Origin of the sequence: Pantoea sp. YU22 (assembly GCF_003970755.1) — a bacterium.
Lineage (GTDB): Bacteria > Pseudomonadota > Gammaproteobacteria > Enterobacterales > Enterobacteriaceae > Pantoea > Pantoea piersonii.
Genome location: NZ_RYDU01000003.1, coordinates 1 through 18,286, shown reverse-complemented (window position 1 = coordinate 18,286; position 18,286 = coordinate 1). Strand labels below are relative to the sequence as shown.

At 58.7% G+C, this 18,286-nt stretch carries 18 protein-coding genes, 2 tRNA genes and 1 rRNA gene; 10 read left to right on the top strand and 11 right to left on the bottom strand.

Annotated elements, in window-relative coordinates; translation table 11 throughout:
• The first annotated feature begins 76 nt into the window (after window positions 1–76).
• Genes EKL29_RS06765 through hpxZ form a run of 4 tightly spaced genes read left to right on the top strand, consistent with a single transcriptional unit; the run spans window position 77 to window position 3,635 of the window.
• Window positions 77–1,663: a gamma-glutamyltransferase family protein gene (locus EKL29_RS06765; RefSeq protein ID WP_126689181.1), complete on the top strand. Its 1,587-nt coding sequence runs from the start codon at window positions 77–79 to the stop codon at window positions 1,661–1,663.
• Window positions 1,664–1,676: 13 nt separating this feature from the next.
• On the top strand, window positions 1,677–1,862 hold the full coding sequence (gene hpxX / locus EKL29_RS06760; protein WP_126689180.1) for an oxalurate catabolism protein HpxX: 186 nt from the start codon (window positions 1,677–1,679) through the stop codon (window positions 1,860–1,862).
• Complete coding sequence (locus tag EKL29_RS06755; RefSeq protein ID WP_126689179.1) at window positions 1,859–3,256, top strand: AtzE family amidohydrolase; 1,398 nt, start codon at window positions 1,859–1,861, stop codon at window positions 3,254–3,256. The genes hpxX and EKL29_RS06755 overlap by 4 nt, the downstream gene beginning before the upstream one ends.
• Window positions 3,246–3,635 (top strand): oxalurate catabolism protein HpxZ, encoded by a 390-nt coding sequence (gene hpxZ / locus EKL29_RS06750; protein ID WP_120451131.1) that lies wholly within the window; start codon window positions 3,246–3,248, stop codon window positions 3,633–3,635. The genes EKL29_RS06755 and hpxZ overlap by 11 nt, the downstream gene beginning before the upstream one ends.
• A gap of 2 nt (window positions 3,636–3,637) precedes the next feature.
• Here the strand turns inward: hpxZ and EKL29_RS06745 are convergent, their stop codons facing one another.
• The 5 genes from EKL29_RS06745 to EKL29_RS06725 all read right to left on the bottom strand — a co-directional run bounded on the left by EKL29_RS06745 (window position 3,638) and on the right by EKL29_RS06725 (window position 8,473).
• A complete protein-coding gene (locus EKL29_RS06745) occupies window positions 3,638–4,366 on the bottom strand; it encodes an HPP family protein (protein WP_126689319.1) in 729 nt (242 codons plus the stop codon).
• A 140-nt stretch (window positions 4,367–4,506) separates the two neighbouring features.
• Window positions 4,507–5,718, bottom strand: a complete 1,212-nt coding sequence (locus EKL29_RS06740) for an oxalate decarboxylase family bicupin (RefSeq protein ID WP_120451129.1) — start codon at window positions 5,716–5,718, stop codon at window positions 4,507–4,509.
• A 313-nt stretch (window positions 5,719–6,031) separates the two neighbouring features.
• The gene (gene puuE / locus EKL29_RS06735; RefSeq protein ID WP_126689178.1) at window positions 6,032–6,988 is read right to left on the bottom strand and encodes an allantoinase PuuE; all 957 of its coding nucleotides are present in this window, start codon (window positions 6,986–6,988) and stop codon (window positions 6,032–6,034) included.
• 34 nt (window positions 6,989–7,022) lie between these two features.
• Window positions 7,023–7,754 carry an allantoin racemase gene (hpxA, locus tag EKL29_RS06730; RefSeq protein ID WP_126689177.1) on the bottom strand — a complete coding sequence of 244 codons (732 nt, stop codon included), beginning with the start codon at window positions 7,752–7,754 and terminating at the stop codon, window positions 7,023–7,025.
• On the bottom strand, window positions 7,751–8,473 hold the full coding sequence (locus EKL29_RS06725; protein WP_126689176.1) for a GntR family transcriptional regulator: 723 nt from the start codon (window positions 8,471–8,473) through the stop codon (window positions 7,751–7,753). Before EKL29_RS06725 ends, hpxA begins: the two co-directional genes overlap by 4 nt.
• Window positions 8,474–8,617: 144 nt before the next feature.
• On the opposite strand from EKL29_RS06725, the gene EKL29_RS06720 reads away from it, so the two are divergent.
• Window positions 8,618–10,114, top strand: coding sequence for an NCS1 family nucleobase:cation symporter-1 (locus EKL29_RS06720; protein WP_126689175.1), 1,497 nt, complete (start codon window positions 8,618–8,620; stop codon window positions 10,112–10,114).
• 61 nt (window positions 10,115–10,175) lie between these two features.
• Here EKL29_RS06720 and EKL29_RS06715 read toward each other — a convergent pair.
• Window positions 10,176–10,252, bottom strand: a tRNA-Asp gene (locus EKL29_RS06715).
• Window positions 10,253–10,385: 133 nt separating this feature from the next.
• Window positions 10,386–11,117 (bottom strand): DNA polymerase III subunit epsilon, encoded by a 732-nt coding sequence (gene dnaQ, locus EKL29_RS06710; RefSeq protein WP_126689174.1) that lies wholly within the window; start codon window positions 11,115–11,117, stop codon window positions 10,386–10,388.
• Between the two features lie 54 nt (window positions 11,118–11,171).
• Here dnaQ and rnhA point away from each other — a divergent pair, with 54 nt between their 5' ends.
• Window positions 11,172–11,639: a ribonuclease HI gene (gene rnhA / locus EKL29_RS06705; RefSeq protein WP_120451123.1), complete on the top strand. Its 468-nt coding sequence runs from the start codon at window positions 11,172–11,174 to the stop codon at window positions 11,637–11,639.
• Here rnhA and EKL29_RS06700 read toward each other — a convergent pair.
• Window positions 11,621–12,358 (bottom strand): methyltransferase domain-containing protein, encoded by a 738-nt coding sequence (locus tag EKL29_RS06700; RefSeq protein ID WP_120451122.1) that lies wholly within the window; start codon window positions 12,356–12,358, stop codon window positions 11,621–11,623. The two genes, rnhA and EKL29_RS06700, sit on opposite strands and share 19 nt — an antisense overlap.
• Window positions 12,359–12,400: 42 nt before the next feature.
• On the opposite strand from EKL29_RS06700, the gene gloB reads away from it, so the two are divergent.
• The 4 genes from gloB to EKL29_RS06680 all read left to right on the top strand — a co-directional run bounded on the left by gloB (window position 12,401) and on the right by EKL29_RS06680 (window position 16,918).
• On the top strand, window positions 12,401–13,156 hold the full coding sequence (gene gloB, locus EKL29_RS06695; RefSeq protein ID WP_126689173.1) for a hydroxyacylglutathione hydrolase: 756 nt from the start codon (window positions 12,401–12,403) through the stop codon (window positions 13,154–13,156).
• Window positions 13,157–13,227: 71 nt separating this feature from the next.
• On the top strand, window positions 13,228–14,607 hold the full coding sequence (gene mltD, locus EKL29_RS06690) for a murein transglycosylase D (protein ID WP_120451120.1): 1,380 nt from the start codon (window positions 13,228–13,230) through the stop codon (window positions 14,605–14,607).
• 279 nt (window positions 14,608–14,886) lie between these two features.
• Window positions 14,887–16,221 carry an MFS transporter gene (locus tag EKL29_RS06685; RefSeq protein WP_126689172.1) on the top strand — a complete coding sequence of 445 codons (1,335 nt, stop codon included), beginning with the start codon at window positions 14,887–14,889 and terminating at the stop codon, window positions 16,219–16,221.
• A gap of 1 nt (window position 16,222) precedes the next feature.
• Window positions 16,223–16,918: a cyclase family protein gene (locus tag EKL29_RS06680; protein ID WP_126689171.1), complete on the top strand. Its 696-nt coding sequence runs from the start codon at window positions 16,223–16,225 to the stop codon at window positions 16,916–16,918.
• Window positions 16,919–16,920: 2 nt separating this feature from the next.
• Here EKL29_RS06680 and EKL29_RS06675 read toward each other — a convergent pair whose 3' ends face one another.
• The 3 genes from EKL29_RS06675 to rrf form a co-directional block, all read right to left on the bottom strand.
• Complete coding sequence (locus EKL29_RS06675; RefSeq protein WP_120452808.1) at window positions 16,921–17,712, bottom strand: endonuclease/exonuclease/phosphatase family protein; 792 nt, start codon at window positions 17,710–17,712, stop codon at window positions 16,921–16,923.
• Between the two features lie 167 nt (window positions 17,713–17,879).
• Window positions 17,880–17,956: transfer RNA gene (locus EKL29_RS06670), tRNA-Asp, on the bottom strand.
• Window positions 17,957–18,030: 74 nt separating this feature from the next.
• Window positions 18,031–18,146 (bottom strand): 5S ribosomal RNA (gene rrf / locus EKL29_RS06665).
• Window positions 18,147–18,286: the final 140 nt, after the last annotated feature.

The following is an 18,286-nucleotide window of genomic DNA, read 5'->3' as shown; positions in this document are numbered from 1 at the left end:
CTGTCGTGCGCGACCGCAAAAACTGGAACGGCTCTTGCTTGGATCCTCGCTCTGTCACCCGATAAGAAGCGTAAATATGATTCAGAGCAATATGGCTCCGCTGGGCATGGCGGTCGCGCCGCATCACCTGGCGAGCGAGAGCGCGCTGGCGGTACTACGCGACGGCGGCAACGCCCTTGAGGCGATGGTCGCCGCGGCTGCCACCATCGCAGTGGTTTATCCCCATATGAACGGCCTCGGCGGCGACGGCTTCTGGCTGGTGCTGCCGCCCAACGGCGAGCCGGTGGCTATCGACGCCAGCGGCGCGGCGGGTTCGCTGGCGCATCCCCACTTCTATCATGGCGAAGGCACGATCCCGCATCGCGGTCCGAAAGCAGCCTTAACGGTAGCCGGGACGGTAAGCGGCTGGCAGGAGGCGCTGGCGCTCTCTCGCGAGCTGGGCGGCGCCTCGCTGCCCCTGCCGCGCCTGCTGCGCGACGCCATCCGCTATGCCGCCGACGGCATTCCAGTTACCGCGTCGCAGGCGGCCGCCACCGCCGCCAAACGGCACGAACTTGCACATCAGCCGGGGTTTGCCGCCACCTTTATGCCGGACGGCGAGCCGCCGCGCCAGGGCAGCCGCTTTACCCAGCCGGCACTGGCGCAGACGCTCAGCCTGCTGAGCGACCAAGGCCTCGACAGCTTCTATCGCGGCGAGCTGGCGCGCCACCTGGCGCGAGAGATGTCGGCGCTCGGCATGCCGGTGACGCTGACGGATTTGCAGCAGCAGCGCGCACGTCGCTGCGTTCCGCTGCACGTGGCGCACAGCGAAGGCGATCTGTGGAATATGGTGCCGCCGACTCAGGGCCTGGTCTCGCTGGCGATCCTCGGCATTACCGATCATCTTGCGATGGCGCAGGCTGATGAAGCGCAGACGGTGCACCGCATTGTGGAAGCGACGAAAAAAGCGTTTGCCCTGCGCGATCGCCATATTACCGACCCGCGCCATATGAGGTGCGAAGCGCAGTCGCTGTTAACGCTGGATCATTTCGCCACTCTGGCGAGCCAGATTGACGAGGCGCAGGCCGCCCCCTGGGGAACCGGACGCGGTCCCGGCGACACGGTATGGATGGGCGTGATGGACAGCAGCGGCCTCGCCGTCTCCTTTATTCAGAGCATCTATCACGAGTTCGGCAGCGGCGTGGTGATCCCCGGCATTGGCATCACCTGGCAGAACCGCGGCGCCGCCTTTAGCCTCGATCCGGATCATCTGCTGGCGCTGGCGCCGGGCAAGCAGCCGTTTCACACCCTTAATCCCGCCGCCGCGCGCCTGAAAGATGGCCGCACGCTGGTCTACGGCTCAATGGGCGGCGACGGACAGCCGCAAACCCAGGCGGCGATCTTTACCCGACATGTGATTCAGGGCATGCCGCTGCAGCAGGCGGTAAGCGCGCCGCGCTGGCTGCTGGGACGCACCTGGGGCAACGCATCTGACTCGCTCAAGCTGGAAGGCCGCTTCGCGCCGGAGACGGTCGCCAGACTGCGCCAGCTGGGGCATGAGGTAGAGCTGCTGCCCGATTTCAGCGAGGCGGTCGGCCACGCAGGCGCTATCGTGCGCCATAACAACGGCATGCTGGAAGGCGCATGCGATCCGCGCAGCAACGGCAGCGCAAGCGGATTCTGACAGGAGAAATAAGATGAATCAGACCACAGACTGGGCGCGCTATCTGGCGCAGATGGAGCAGTTGCTGACGCTGGAGCTGGACGACGCGCGCCGCGCCGAGCTGGTCATTCAGCTGGAACGCATCGCCGCGCTGGCAGCGCCGCTGATGGCGTTTCCTCTCGATGAGAGGCTGGAAGTGGCGGGAGTATTTCATCCATGAACCTCAGCGAATTTTCTCTCCAGGCGCTGCAGCAGGCGATCCAGCGCGGCGATCTCAGCGCGCGCGAGGTGGCGCAGCAGACGCTGCAAGGCATTGAGCGCCACCGGGCGATTAACGCCTGGACCGACGTTACGGCCGAACGCATGCTGCGCGAGGCTGACGCGATCGATGCGCAGCGGCGGCGCGGCGAGAACCTGCCGCCGCTGGCGGGCATTCCTTATGCGGTGAAGAATCTGTTCGACGTGGCGGGACATACCACGCTGGCGGGCGCCGCCTTGTTTCAGGATCGTCCTGCGGCGACGCAGGACGCCTGGGCGATCAGGCGTCTCAGCCGCGCCGGGGCGCTGCTCTCCGGCATGCTGAATATGGATGCCTACGCCTATGGGTTTACCACTGAGAACACCCACTTCGGCGCGACGCGCAATCCCCATGACCTGACGCGCGTGGCGGGCGGATCGTCGGGCGGCTCCGCTGCGGCGGTGGCGGCCGGGCTGGCGCACTTCTCCCTCGGCACCGACACCAACGGGTCAATTCGCGTGCCTGCGTCACTGTGCGGCATCTTCGGCCTGAAGCCGACCTTTGGCCGCCTGTCGCGCAGCGGCAGTCATCCGTTTGTCGGCAGCCTCGACCATATTGGCCCCTTCGCGCGCCGCGTTGAAGATCTGGCGCTGGTGTATGACATATTGCAGGGCCGCGACGCCGATGACGCCTTCCAGGCGGACCGGCCTGCCGATCCGACGCTGGTCGGACTGGAAGTGCGCGGTCAGCGCTGCGCGCTGCTGAGCGGCTTTTTCTCTGCCTGGTGCGACGACGACGCGCGCGACGCGCTGGCGCGGGCTGCTCAGGCGCTGGATATCAGCGATGAGGTGACGCTGCCGGAAGCGGAGCTGGCGCGTTCCGCGGCCTTTATCCTGACCGCCTGCGAAGGCGGCAATCTCTATCTGCCCGCGCTGCGCGCCTCGCCAGAGCGTTTCGAACCCGCTTCGCACGAGCGGCTGCTGGCGGGCGCGATGTTGCCCGCCGCCTGGTATGTGCAGGCGCAGCGCTTCCGCCGCCATTTCCAGCAGCAGGTTCTGCCGCTGTTCGAGCGCTTCGATGTGCTGATCGCGCCCGCCACGCCCTGCGTCGCGCCGCCGATCGGTCAGGAAAGCATTCGCATTAACGGCGTCGATCTGCCCTCGCGCGCCAGCATGGGCATGCTGACGCAGCCAATCTCCTTCCTGGGGTTGCCGGTGTGCAGCGTGCCGCTGGCGACGAAAAGCGGCCTGCCGATCGGACTACAGCTGATTGCGGCACCCTTTAACGAAACCGCCGCGCTGCGCGTCGCCTTTGCGCTTGAGCAGCAGGGCATTACCCTGGCGCCAGCCTGTCTGGATAAACGAAATGAGAACTGAAGAGATTAATTTGCCGCACGTCGTGGCGGAGGTAACGGCCGCTTTTCACCGCTACGAGCAGGCGCTGGTGAGCAATGATATCGATACGCTGGACGCCCTCTTCTGGCACGATGAGCGTACCGTGCGGCTCGGCGCGGGCGAGAACCTCTACGGCATCGAGCAGATCCGCGCCTTTCGCGCCCAGCGTCCCGCCGCCGGACTGGCGCGCACCCTGCGTAACAGCGTCATTACCACCTTCGGTGAAGAGTATGCGGTTTGCAGCACCGAGTTCACGCGCGAAGGCACAACTAAAACTGGCCGCCAGCAGCAGAGCTGGGTCCGGCTGCCGGACGGCTGGCGTATCGTCGCCGCGCAGGTCAGTTTGATGAGCGAAAGCTGAGATTAGCGGGCGCGCTGCGCCTGCCGCTGAACCGCAATCGCCTCGGCGCGCTGCAGGAGCTGCTGGAGATCGTCTTCATCAATATCCAGCAGCTGGCCGCTTTCCAGCGCCTGGTGCAGATCGTCACGCGTAATCGGTACATCGATTGCGACCGGTTCGGGCTTCGCCTCGGTTGAGGCCAGCGGATGCGGATAGCGACGGCCCGCCAGGTTGTTGAAGATAATCGCCAGCAGCGCCAGACAGAGGGAGTTAAGCAGCACGGGCGTCAGAATATAGTGGTAGCCCAGCTGATGTACGTTGCCGCCGCCGAGAATGGCGGTCAGCGCCACCGCACCGCTGGGCGGATGCAGGCAGCGCAGCTGAAACATCACCGCAATGGCCAGGCAGGCGGCGACGCCGCAGGCCAGCGGAGCATAAGGAATAGTTATGGCGGCGGTCACGCCAATCGCACCCGCCACCATATTGCCGCCGACAATGGACCAGGGCTGCGCCAGCGGGCTGTTGGGGATGCCGAACAGCAGCACGGCGGAAGCCCCCATCGGCGCGACAAACCATAAATTGACCTGTCCCAGTAGCCAGTGGCTGATCAGACTGGTGATGGTCAGGCCAAGGCCGGCGCCGATACTGGCGATAACAATTTGTTTTTTTGCCACCGGCAGCGGATGCGGCCAGAAGCGGGCAAGAAAAGTGCGCAACGTGCCTCTCCACTTCGCCTGACGCGGTTCAGTCATGTTCACGACACTCACTCATCAGAAAAAATTATGGAAACGGCCATTGTCGCTGATTGCTTTAACCGTAACAACCACGGGTTTTGCAGGTACTTCAGGATTCAGACAACTACGCAGGGCTGGCGTAGCACCAGCCCTGGCGGTTATTTGATTACCGGATTCTTTTGCAGCGAGAGCGCTGATAAAAACGCGTCATCAAGCTGCAGGTGCTGCGCCACCAGCTCGCGCGGCGTGCTGGCGAGCCACTGGTTAAGCGAAATATCGGCATAGTAGTCGCTCTTGAACAGCTCCAGAAACCGCAGCGGCCCTTTGCCGGTATTCTCAATATAGTGGCCCATGGCGAAAGGCACGTAACCGACGTCGCCCGCCCGGTAGTCGAAGGTTCTCGCCTGACCGGATGAGGCGAAAACGCCCATGCGCCCCTCTCCCTCCAGATAGTATTGCCACTCATCGTTATTGGGATGCCAGTGCAGTTCGCGCATACCGCCCGGCGCAATCTCCACCAGCGCGGCCGCAATGGTTTTTGATACCGGAAAGTTAGAGGAGTCGGTAATTCTCACCGTGCCGCCCGGGGCGGTTATCGGCTTCTGCGCCAGCATATGATGCGTGAAGACTTTTTTGGATTTCGGCGCGCCCTGAATCGCGTCCGAGGCCAGGCTGCCCGGCACCTTGCCAGCAAAGATATATTCGTCATCCGGCGAAGGTAGCTTTGCAAAGGTTGAGACCGGCACGCTGAAGTTTTTCGCCAGGATATCGGGCGGAATATGTTTGAACCAGTCCGATAACAGAAAGGTGCTGTCCTCATCAAAGCTGCCGTCGTCAAAAGCCAGCAGAAATTCGCAGCCGTCTGGTCCCAGTCCCTGAATCGAATGGGGTATGCCCGGCGGAAAATACCAGAGATCGCCGACGCCGATATCATCGACAAACCAGCCGCCTTCAGTATCAAAAGCGGTAACCCGCGCCTGGCCGAAGGTCATATAAGCCCACTCGCCCTCTTTATGCCAGTGCAGTTCGCGGATGCCGCCTGCGTTAAGCCGCATATCGACGCCCGCGATGGTGGTGGAGATACCCAGCTCGCGCTGCGTCACCTGTCGCGTCCATCCGCCGCTGCCTTTGCGAACGTGCGCGTCGCTAAAAGAGAAGCGCAGGTTGGGCAGCGTACCGCTGTCGGTGGCGGGCGGGTCGACGATATCGGGATTTTGCGCTTCTCTCGCTGGATCGTGCGGGCCGGGATCGCGCGGCGTGCCGGCGGGCCAGGAGGCGATGCTATCGTGGGCGTGCACCTGTCCTGCCGCCAGCGCCACCGTTCCGCCTGCGGCGAACGCCATAAAGTTCCTTCTGGAAAGTTTGCTCATCAAAACAATTCCTTATTCCGTTATGAAAAATCTCAGCGGAATATCTATAAACGCAAAGCGAAAACCAGGCGGCAGGCAATATGTAACATTCCGCTGAGCGGCGCGGAACCTAACCGTTGTTAATTAATTTTGTTGCGCAAATATTTTTATTTCATTTAGGAAACGTTAATAAAACGCGGAATAAGGCGCTTTATGAGGCGCACAAAAGGCTAACGGTTGAGGGGAAGCATTAAATTTCCTGCTAAATAGCCAGTTACAGTTTTTTAACGGCAGCAGGCAGGCGCGGCTGTCTGAGCAGCCGCGCCCTGTTTTTTCAGGGCTGCGGCGCCGGATGGGTCGCGGCCCAGTGATCGGCGATCTGCTGGCGCGTACAGATCCAGACGTCGCTGTACTGCTGGATATGGTCGAGGAAGTTTTGCAGCGCTTTGAATTTCCCTGGCCGCCCCAGCAGACGACAGTGCATGCCGACCGACATCATCTTCGGCTGGGTTTCGCCCTCTTCATACAAAACGTCAAAGGTGTCGCGCAGGTAGGTAAAGAACTGCTCGGCGGTATTGAAGCCCTGCGGCGTGGCGAAGCGCATATCGTTGCACTCCAGCGTGTAGGGGATAATCAGATGCGGCTTCACAGTGCCGTCCTGACAGGTGACCTGCGTCCAGAACGGCAGATCGTCGCCGTAATAGTCGCTGTCGTAGCTAAAGCCGCCCTGCTCGACCACCAGCCGCCGCGTGTTGGGGCTGTCACGCCCGGTGTACCAGCCGGTCGGCGCTTTACCGAACAGGTCAGTAAGCACGTCTACCGCCTGCTGCATATGCTGACGCTCGGTTTTGGCGTCCATCGCCTGGTAGTGGATCCAGCGCCAGCCGTGGCTTACCACGTCATAGTCGGCCTGTTTGATCGCGTCGACGATCTCTGGATGACGCGCCAGCGCCATCGCAACGCCGAACACCGTCAGCGGTAAACCGCGCTTCTGGAATTCGCGGTGGATACGCCAGAAGCCGGCGCGCGAACCATATTCGTAGAGTGAATCCATCGACATATGGCGGTCGGGATAGCTGGCCGCGCCAATAATGTCGGAGAGAAACTGCTCGGATCCGGCATCGCCGTGCAGCACGTTGTTCTCTGCGCCCTCTTCATAGTTGAGCACGAACTGTACCGCCACGCGCGCCTTGTTCGGCCAGGCGGCATGCGGCGGCGTGGCACCGTAGCCGATCAGATCGCGCGGATAGTTTTTGTTAAAGCTGTACTCTTTTTTGGGTGAACTATCCATTCATCAGTTCCTGTGTAATTGCGGCAAGGTCACGTTAGTTTAGATGCTGAAACGCGCCAGAGAGAGGTTTAGCTATCGGCCAGTCAAGATCGCCGTGCTTGCTGGTGCCAAAGCCAAGCGCCACCAGCGCCTCAACCATTTTCACCGCCGCGCTGATGCCGTCGATAACCGGCATACCCAGCTCCTGCGTCAGGTCGCGCGCCAGCGTCGCCATCCCGCCGCAGCCCAGAACAATCGCGCCGCAGCCATCCTGCTGCTTCGCCTGAAGGCAGCGCTGGCGCACCTTTTCCTGCGCAACGCCCGAACCATCTTCCAGCGCCAGCACCGGCAGATCGATCGCGTGCAGCGCGGCGCAGTGATGGGTGAAGCCGTACTGCTGCAGCAAATGGCGCGCAATCGTCAGCGTACGCGGCAGCGTGGTGACAATGGAAAAGCGCGTCGCCACCAGCGTCGCGGTGTGCATTGCCGCCTCGGCAATGCCGATTACCGGCCCGCTGGCCAGCTCGCGTGCCGCCAGCAGGCCGGGATCGCCAAAGCAGGCGATAACATGGCCGCTGACGCCCTGCGCTTTGCCGCGCTTTACCTGCTCCAGCACGCCGATCGCCGCGATAGCTTCGTCGAAATGGCCTTCAATCGAGGGCACGCCCTGCGACGGCGAGACCGCGATAATTTCAGTGCCTGGCGCTGCCACCGCGCGCGCCGCCGCGCCGATCGTTTCCGTCATCGCGAGGCTGGTATTAGGATTGATCACCTGGATCAAGCTCATGATGTCACCTCTTTATGACCGGCAAATAACCGTGAGAAATCGGGCAGCGTCTCGCCGCTGCGCTCAAAATGCAGGCTGGAGACGATATGATCGAAGTGCTGCTGCAGCGCCTCGGTCAGCGCGGCAAGATTGCCAGCGCGCAAATGGGCGACCAGGCGATCGTGATCGTCACAACGGCAGCCCTGTTGCCAGGGCGCGCCCCAGGCGGCAATCACCAGCGAAGAGCGCTGCGTCAGGCGCGTCACCAGTTCGGTCAGCACCTGATTGCCCGCAATAGCCTGCAGTTCGATATGAAAGGCGGCCGAGAGGCGGATAGCCGCCGCGCCGTCGCGAGCCTCATGCGCCTGCTGCTCCTGCGCGATGCGCTGCGTCAGTCCCGCCAGATGCGGCGGCTGCAGATGCGCCAGCACGGTGGGCAGATTGCCGCATTCGATCAGCGCGCGAGTGCGGAAGATATCGCGCGCTTCGTCAACGCCGGGCGTGGCCACCTGTGCACCGCGCCTGGGCAATAGCGTCACCATCTGCACTGCGGCGAGGCGCTGCAGCACCTTACGAATGCCGGTGCGGCTGACGCCGAATACCTCTGCCAGCGCCTCCTCCGGCAGTTTGCTGCCTGGCGGCAGCTGATGCTCCACAATGGCGTTCATCAACGCCTGAAAGATAGATTCGTCTTTATCCCCGCGATCGACGGCCAGCGTCTGGCCTCTTTCACTTTTCATATCCGGCTCCCTTGAAAGGCTGCGTGCGCTTATCGTATACGCGAAGAGATTTTTTTGTATACAAGATTTCAATTGTGGCCTGGATCCTGCAACAGCCTTTTACGTTGCTATGACCAATAAACGTCGTTAAAAGGAGCAGGTTTCATGCCAAACTCTCGAAAAAATTCTTCTGCGTCGGCTGCTGATGCCCACGCGCGCTACAGTCCACGCCTCACCAACGAGGATCTGGCGCCGACGCGCCATCAGAGCTGGACGTGGTACAACATCTTCTCTTTCTGGATGTCGGATGTGCACAGCATGGGCGGCTATGTTGTCGCCGCCAGCTTTTTTACGCTTGGTCTGGCGAGCTGGCAGGTGCTGATTTGCCTGCTGGCGGGGATCTGCATCGTGCAGCTGTGCGCGAATCTGGTGGCGAAGCCGAGCCAGATGGCGGGCGTGCCCTATGCGGTTATCTGTCGTCAGGCGTTTGGCGTTTTCGGCGCGAATATACCGGCGGTGATCCGCGGACTGATCGCTTTCGCCTGGTACGGTATTCAGACCTGGCTGGCGGCCAATGCGCTGATGCTGGTGCTGCTGAAATTCTTTCCTACGCTGGCGTCCATGACCCACGCCAGTTGGCTGGGCCTGTCGCTGCTCGGCTGGTGCTGCTTCAGCGTGATGTGGCTTTTACAGGCGATGGTGTTCTGGCACGGCATGAACGCTATTAAGCGCTTTATTGATGTGGCAGGCCCTGCCGTCTATGTGGTGATGGTGGCGCTGGCGGGCTGGATTGTATACAAGATCGGCTTTGACGGTATCTCTTTCACGCTGTCGAGCAAGTCGCTGAGCGCAGGCGAACAGGGCTGGCAGATGATTACCGCTACCGCGCTGGTCGTCTCCTACTTTTCCGGGCCGCTGCTTAATTTTGGCGACTTCGCGCGCTACGGCAAAAACATGGGCGAAATTCGCCGCGGCAACCGCTGGGGCCTGCCCTTTAACTTTTTACTCTTCTCCGTGGTGACGGTGGTTATCGTCTCTGGCACCCAGTCACTGTTCGGCAAAATGATCACCGATCCGATTGAGACCGTCAGCATGGTTGGCAACGATGTGGCGGTGGCTATCGGCCTGCTGACCATGATCGCCGCGACTATCGGCATCAATATCGTAGCGAACTTCGTGTCGCCCGCATTCGATTTCTCTAACTGCTCGCCGCAGAAAATCAGTTTCCGCACCGGCGGCATGATCGCCGCGGTCGGCTCCGTGCTGCTGACGCCGTGGAACCTGTTCCAGTCGCCGGAGCTGATCCACTATACCCTCGACGTTCTGGGCGCCTTTATCGGGCCGCTGTTTGGCATTCTGCTGGCAGATTTCTATCTGATTAAACGCAGCCGCGTCTCTGTCGACGACCTCTTCGATGCGACGCCGCAGGGCCGCTACTGGTATCGCGGCGGCTTTAACCCGAAAGCGATCGCTGCGCTGTTGCCGTCGGTCGGCATCGGCCTCATCATTAGCTTTGTGCCAGCGTTGCATGAGGCCGCCAGCTTTAGCTGGTTTATCGGCGCGGCGCTGGGCGGCGGATGCTATCGCTATCTGGCGCGCAACGAGCGTGAAGCGGGCGCGGTGAAGCCTTTCGCCGGCGGTATCGCAATGCAGAAAGAGTAAGGATTGAAACGTCAGAAAAGCAAAAGGCCGATTCATTGCTGAATCGGCCTTTCTGAAGAGTTGGCGGTGCGGACGGGACTCGAACCCGCGACCCCCGGCGTGACAGGCCGGTATTCTAACCGACTGAACTACCGCACCGCGCTGTGTTCCCCGTCGGGAACGAGGCGCATATTAATGGCCCCTCGTAACCCCGTCAACGCTTTTTATCGCCGCGCGACGCGTTTGCTGTTTTTTTACGCTTAACGCTGATTTAACCGGCGAAACGCCCTTGTTAACCGCGCCACAGGCAGCTTCCGCCTTTTTTCATCACCAGATCGAGCCGCGACTCATGCGCTATCACCTCTTCATCCGACGCCGCCACTACGCGCAGCGCCGAAGCGGGACGCACGATGCGCTGAATGGTTTCGCTCTCGTTCTGTTGCGCGCCATCCCCTTCCTGCGAGAACGCCAGCAAGGTCTGGCCGCCCGTCATCGCCAGGAAGACTTCCGCCAGGATTTCGGAGTCGAGCAATGCGCCGTGCAGCGTACGCTTGCTGTTGTCGATCTCATAGCGCGAGCAGAGCGCATCCAGGCTGTTGCGCTTGCCCGGGAACATCTTGCGCGCCATCGCCAGGCTATCGGTGATCCGGCAGAAGGTTTCTGTTTTCCCAATGCCGCGGTTCAGCATGGAAAACTCATAGTCCATAAAGCCGATATCAAACGACGCGTTATGGATCACCAGCTCGGCGCCGCGAATATAGTCGAGGAATTCGTCCGCTACCTCAGCAAAGGTCGGCTTATCGGCGAGAAACTCATCCGCAATGCCGTGCACGCCGAACGCTTCCGGGTCCACCAGCCGATCGGGGCGCAGATAGATATGGAAGTTATTGCCGGTCAGGCGACGGTTAACCACCTCTACCGCACCAATTTCAATGATGCGGTGACCTTCGTAATGGACACCGATCATGTTCATGCCGGTGGTTTCAGTATCGAGAACGATCTGGCGGTTATTTGCAGTGCTCATAGGATTCGTTTTATGTCAGACTTGGCGTTTTTATCAGAAGGAAGTCTACCAGAGATGCGCAAGAAGGTAGAAATATTCACCGACGGATCCTGCCTTGGCAATCCAGGCCCCGGCGGCTACGGCGCGATTTTGCGCTACGGTCAGCACGAAAAACTGTTCAGCGCCGGTTACCGGCTCACCACCAATAATCGTATGGAGCTGATGGCGGCGATTGTGGCGCTGGAAGCGCTGAAAGAGCCCTGTCACGTGGTCTTGAGCACCGACAGCCAGTATGTGCGCCAGGGCATCACCAGCTGGATCCATAACTGGAAAAAGCGCGGCTGGAAAACCGCAGAGAAAAAACCGGTGAAAAACGTCGATCTCTGGCAGCGCCTCGACAGCGCGCTGGCCGGGCATGAGATCGAGTGGGAGTGGGTCAAAGGCCATGCCGGCCATCCGGAGAACGAACGCTGCGACGAGCTGGCGCGCAGCGCGGCGTCGCGTCCGCAGTCAGAGGATATCGGCTATAAGGTCGAATCCTGATCCTTCGCCGCGCGGAACTGCCGCGTGGCGTTAACCGCCGGGCGTAGCTGCGCATTAGAGAGCGCCTTTTTCGCTTTCGTCGGCGTCAGCGGGAAGGTGCGCTTGCGCGCCACGACGATATTGAGGCAGCCCAGCGCAGGCAGATGCGCGCTGATCACCTTGCCGCCCTGCCGATGCCAGGGCACCACCTGAAAGCGGGTGCGGAATACCACTTCATAATTAAGCAGGCTCAGCCAGTCAAGCAGCCGCATCTGACTGAACATACGTCCGCTCCACGGCGCTTTGCGCTGGATGCCAGGCAGCACTTTACTGACGCCCAGCAGCGAGAAGGGATTAAAGCCGCTAATAATCATCCAGCCGTCGTCAATCAGCACGCGATCCACTTCGCGTAGCACCCGATGCGGGTCCTGACTCCACGCCAGCGTATGCGCCAGCAGACAAGCATCAATAGATTTAGACTCAAAGGGTAGCTGAGTCGGCTGCGCCAGCACCTGCAGCAGTTCGCCTTCGCTGCCGACATTGACCTGATGTGAAATAGCGCAGTGCTCGGTGTTGATTTCTGCACTAAGGTTGCCAATCTTAAGCATATGAAAGCCATAAAGCTTTCCAAGGTAAGGCTGTAGTTGCTGAGTCAGCGCGTCGCGAAAATAGTCTCCCCATGGCATATCACGCCATGAGTGCGGCGCAGTCAGAATCTGGCGTGTTTTAGCGCGCTTCATGCTTTACCATCTTCCTTTTCTAACGGCCTGCGAGAGGTGATTATGAATCTTACCAGTATTCCTGCGCTGCAGGATAACTACATCTGGACGCTGAATGACGAAGCGGGCAACTGCCTGATTGTCGATCCTGGCGAAGCGCAACCTGTGCTGGAGAAAGTGTACGCGAACCGCTGGAAACCCGTCGCGATTTTATTGACTCACCATCATCACGATCATGTCGGCGGCGTACAGGCGCTGCTGGAAAAATTCCCCGGCCTTGAGGTTTTCGGTCCACAGGAAACAGAAGATAAAGGCGCGACCAGGATAGTGAGCGAAGGCGATACGGTTGAGCTGCTGGGGTTGACGTTCACCGTCATCCATACCCCTGGTCATACTTTAGGACATATCTCATATTACAGTTCGCCTTATCTTTTTTGTGGAGACACAATGTTTTCCGGCGGATGTGGCCGTCTTTTTGAAGGCACGGCTGAGCAAATGTATGAGTCTTTTCAAAAGCTTGATCAGCTTCCCGGCGACACCCTTGTTTGCTGCGCACATGAGTACACTTTATCTAATTTGAAGTTTGCTGCGGCTATTCTGCCTCATGACCCGCAAATTATGGCCGAATATCAGAAAATTAAGGACTTACGCGCCAAAAACGGCATTACTTTGCCCACAAAACTGGCGCACGAACGGCAAATAAATTTATTTCTTCGAACGCAAGATCCTGATTTACAAAGAGCATTAAACATAAATTTAACACCCGGGCACATATGGGACACATTCGCCCTTTTACGTGAGAAGAAAGACAAGTTTTGATTTTTCGGGTTGTGTTGTGACAGGGCGTCACGTATAGTTGCTCGTCTTTTAAGCGAACTATTGACACACACATGAAGGCTAAAGCGATATTACTCGCCTCGGTCTTGCTGGTGGGATGTCAGGCATCAAGGAATGACGCCAATATCCCCGAACAGCATGCCCAGAGTCTGTCTTCAGCTGGTCAAGGTGAAAATGGAAAGTACGGTGATCGAATGTTGTCGCCGCGATGGCAGGAAGATGGAACTGGCCTCGCAGAAGATAGCGATCTCTGGAGTTTCATTAGTGACGAGTTGAAGATGGGGATTCCGGAAAACAGCCGGATCCGCGAACAAAAACAAAAGTACTTAAAAAATAAGAGCTATCTCCACGATGTAACATTACGGGCAGAGCCGTACATGTACTGGATAGTCGAGCAGATACATAAACGTAAGATGCCGATGGAACTGGTACTGCTACCCATAGTGGAGAGCGCTTTTGACCCCCATGCAACCTCATCCGCCAATGCCGCCGGCATCTGGCAGATCGTTGCAACAACGGGCAAAAACTATGGTTTGAAACAAAACCAGTGGTACGACGGGCGCCGCGATGTCGTGGCCTCGACCAAGGTTGCGCTGGATATGATGCAACGTCTGAACAAGATGTTCGACGGCGACTGGTTACTGACCGTCGCGGCTTATAACAGCGGTGAAGGACGTGTGCTGAAGGCGATAAAACAGAATAAGGCGCGTGGAAAGCCCACCGATTTCTGGAGTTTATCCCTGCCGCGCGAAACCACGGTCTACGTACCTAAAATGCTGGCCTTAAGCGATCTGCTTAAGAACAACAAGCGCTACGGCATTAAACTGCCGACGCCTGACGAAAGCCGCGCGCTGGCGCGCGTCGAAGTCGGTCAGCAGATGCAGTTGACCCAGGCTGCCGAAATGGCGGGTATGTCGCTCAGTAAGCTCAAGAGCTTCAATACCGGCTATAAAAAAGGGGCGACCGCGCCAAACGGACCGCAGTACATTTTAGTGCCTAAGTCCCATGTCGCGCAGCTACGTAATTCGCTCGCTTCTGGCGACATCGCAGCGGTGCAGCCGACCCAGCTGGCGAAAAACAGCGCGTCGGGCAGCAGCTATAAAGTGCGCAGCGGCGATACCCTTTCTGGTATCGCAAGCAAACTGGGCGTCAGCGTAGCTACGCTGAAGCAACAGAACAATTTGCAGGGCGGCAACATTCGTCCCGGTCAGACGCTGACCGTCGGCGACAGCGGCACTAGCCTGGCTGATAATAGCAACAGCATCACCTATCGCGTGCGTAAAGGTGATTCTCTTGCCAGTATTGCAAGGCGCCACGGCGTCGATATCAAAGATGTGATGCGCTGGAATACGGTCCTGAGCAGCACGAAAGATATCCAGCCCGGCGACAGGCTAACGCTCTTCGTAAATAATAGCGCATCGCCCGATACCTGATGCGTCGAAAAGGCCAACATTTGTTGGCCTTTTTTCATTTCTGTCCCCTCTCCTTCTCTATTCCTGCGCCTTACCTTTTGAAGGCTAACCACTTAAAACGCGTGACGGCGATCAATTATTAACCACAAAATACTTGTATGGCAGTAGATGTCGGGCCATGTTAACAACCCTGTTTTCGTGTAGCCAGATTGTTACCTCTGGCGTGGTTGCGCGAGATATAACCGATGCCGCACTGCGGCAGTCACTTTCGCCCCAGGGCCAACACTACAGGGTAAGGTTATGAGCGATAGCCTGGATCAGGAGTTAAAAGCCTCACAAACGCAGTCCGGCGAGGAGAATCACGCCGGGAACGTGCCGGTCAAACGCGGTTGGCTGCCACGCGCCCATCCGCTTTCGTGGTGGATGCTGGTGATCACCACGCTGGCGATACTGATGAACTCGATTGACCGTATTATTTTGCCTACGCTGCTGCCCGCCATAATGAAAGACTTCAATATCAGCGAGGTGCAGGCCGGCTGGATCAACTCACTCAGCTTTATCGGCACGCTGACCGGCGCGGTGCTGTTCGGGCTGCTGTCCGATTATATCGGTACGGGCTATCGCCGCTGCTATAGCTGGTGTCTGGCGGTGCTGGTAGAGATCGTTTCCGGAGTCGCGACCGCCTTTTGTAAGACGCTGGGTGCCTTTCAGCTGCTGCGCGTATTCATGGGAATGGGCACCGGCGGCTCTGAGCCCATCAACGTCGCGCTGCTCGGCGAATGGTGGCAGAAAGAGAACCGCGGATTCGCCATTGGCGTTCACCATACCGGCTTTCCGCTGGGGCAGTTTATCGGACCTGTTCTGATCGCCGCTATTCTGACTTTCGGCGACTGGCGTCACGCTTTTCTGTTTATCCCGCTCATTGGACTGGGCATCGTGGTTATGCAGCTGCTGCTCGGCACCAAAAAGAATCATGGCAAGGTGTTCCGCTGGATCGATGAAAACCGTCTTACGCGGCCCATTGAACCGCGTCCTCAGTCATCCGGTCTAGCGTCCTCTTTCAGCTGCCTGAAAAACCGTAACTGCCAGATGGCGATAGCGCTGGTATTCGGTTTTACCTGGGCGGAGATGGGTATCGCTAACTTTCTTACGCTGCAACTGACGCGTGAGGTGGGGCTCGATCTCTCCACGGCGGCGATTATTTCCGGCGCATCGGGGCTTACCGGCTGGGCAGGCCAGATCCTCTGGGGCAGCTTTTCTGACATACGTGGACGCAAATCGTCGCTGGGTTTCATTATTGCCGGCTGGATTGTCGCCTGCGCGCTCTGCACTTTTATTCATTCAGCCGCGCTCGCCTGGGCGATCCTGATTTTCTGGGGGCTGTTTCGCAACTCGCCCTACCCGGTTGCCTATGCGCTGCTGATTGACTCTGCGCCCCATGCCGCCGCTTCCAGCATGGGCCTGATGATCGGCCTCGCCGTAGGTATCGCTGGTATCCTGGTGGCGCCGGTAAGCGGCTGGATCATCCATAGCTGGGGCTTTGGCGTCCACTACGCAGTCATTGTCGCGGTGCTGCTGCTCTCCTGCCTGCCGCTGCTGCTTATCAAAGAAACGGTAAAAATTAAGCGAGGATAAGATGACTCCACTCTGGACAGCGTTACGTAACAGTAAGGTGATTGAGCTAAACCATCTCTATCAACCGTTGATGCCGGTATGGCCGACGCATCCTAAATTTATGCTCGGTGAAAATGAAAGCTACGCAGGTGGAGATGGCAACTATAACTGTCAACTGCTGATGGGCGATCACTGCGGCACGCACGTTGACTCCCCTTCTCATTTTATTCCGCAAGGAAAGACTATCGAGCAGGTAGATGTGCGTCAGCTGATGGGCCGCGGCGTGCTGATTAACGTACGAAACGTCGCGGCCGGTTCTACTTTTGGTACAGAGGAGATTACCCGCTGGGAGCGAGAGAATGGCGCTATTGTCCAGGACGATATCGTTATTTTTCATACGGGCTGGGATGAAAAATGGGCGCGGCGTCCCGAACAGGCAGACTTTTTAACCGGCTGGCCGGGGCTCTCTGCCGCCGGTGCGGAGATGTTGCTCGCCAGAGGCGTCAGCGTGTTTGGTACGGATGCGCTGTCGATCGATGCTTTCGGCAGCGAAGAGAATCCGGTTCATCAGCGGGTGTTAGGCAGCGATAAGGTGATTATTGAAAATCTGGCGAATCTTTCCTGCTTACCGCCCACTTTTACTTTTATCGCGCTGCCGCTGCGCATTGAGCGAGGTTCCGCTTCACCGGTTCGCGCTATCGCTCTGCTGGAGCATTAACCTCAGCGTGCCGCGTTAAACTCTACCAGTAACGGATTATGATCCGATGCGCGCGTCACCAGCACCGATGCCTTACTAACGTTCATTTCGCGATAGAAAACGAAGTCCAGGGGGCGGCCAAACGCCTTACGTCGATGATCGTCAGTGAACCTCACCTCTTTTAGCGCCATTTCGCGTGCAAACCGGTAAAGCGCATGGATGCGCTGACGGCTCCAGGCATTAAAATCGCCCGCCATGATAACCGGCCCTTTATGGTGCAGGATCTGCTCGCCTATCGGCCCCAGCTGTTTGCTGTAGACATCGATCCCCAGGCTGAAATTGACCGCATGAATATTGACGACCATCAGCATGTCGCCGGTCGGCAATGGATAGGCGGTGACCAGCGCCGATTTAGCCAGACGCAGTAGCGGCTCGCGTTCACGCAGCGGACAGCAGTAGACCGGGTGAGCGGACGCCAGCGTCATCACGCCAGAGGGGTGCTGCGGCAGCACGAAGGCGGGAACCTGATCGGCGGCAAGGTAGTTGCTGGTCGCGAACTGCACCAGCTCCGGCGTAGTTTGCGCCTCCTGCAGCAGCACAAGGTGAGCGTCTTTGCCGAATCCCTGTAATACAGACATCCAGTCAGCGCGTTGCTGTTTGAAAATATTCCAGACCAGTACTTTCAGATGGGCATCAGGCGACAGCGGCGCACCTGGAGGCAGCGCCTGGCCGAGATGTAGCATGGCACCCGGCGGAAAGATCTGCTCGACCGGCTGACCCGCGACATATCGCATTGCATAAGTTTTTTTTCGCACGTTATCGCCCAATTCCTTCCGTACCCGTTGCACCTGTCTGTTATAGGGATTTTAGTCCGGCGTTTCAATCGGTGTGCGTAATTGTCGGAATCATCGCGTGCGAATGAAGGTTTTTTTAAGGCAAAAGAAAAAGCCCTGACTTTTCAGTCAGGGCTTATCTGTATAGGTGGCGGTGCGGACGGGACTCGAACCCGCGACCCCCGGCGTGACAGGCCGGTATTCTAACCGACTGAACTACCGCACCACCGAATACTGCTGCTACCAGCGGGGTCTCGCTGATAACCGGTGTCACCCTTTCGGGCAGATACCAATATGGATGCCTGGGAGTTCCCTACTCTCGCATGGGGAGACCCCACACTACCATCGGCGCTACGGCGTTTCACTTCTGAGTTCGGCATGGGGTCAGGTGGGACCGCCGCGCTAAGGCCGCCAGGCAAATTCTGTCTCCGCGCCGCCTCGCCGGGCCGCGCAGAATTATCCGTCACAAGCTGAAAATCTCGCGTCTCACAAAACGCCTCTGGCGTTGTAAGGTTAAGCCTCACGGGTCATTAGTACCGGTTAGCTCAACGCATCG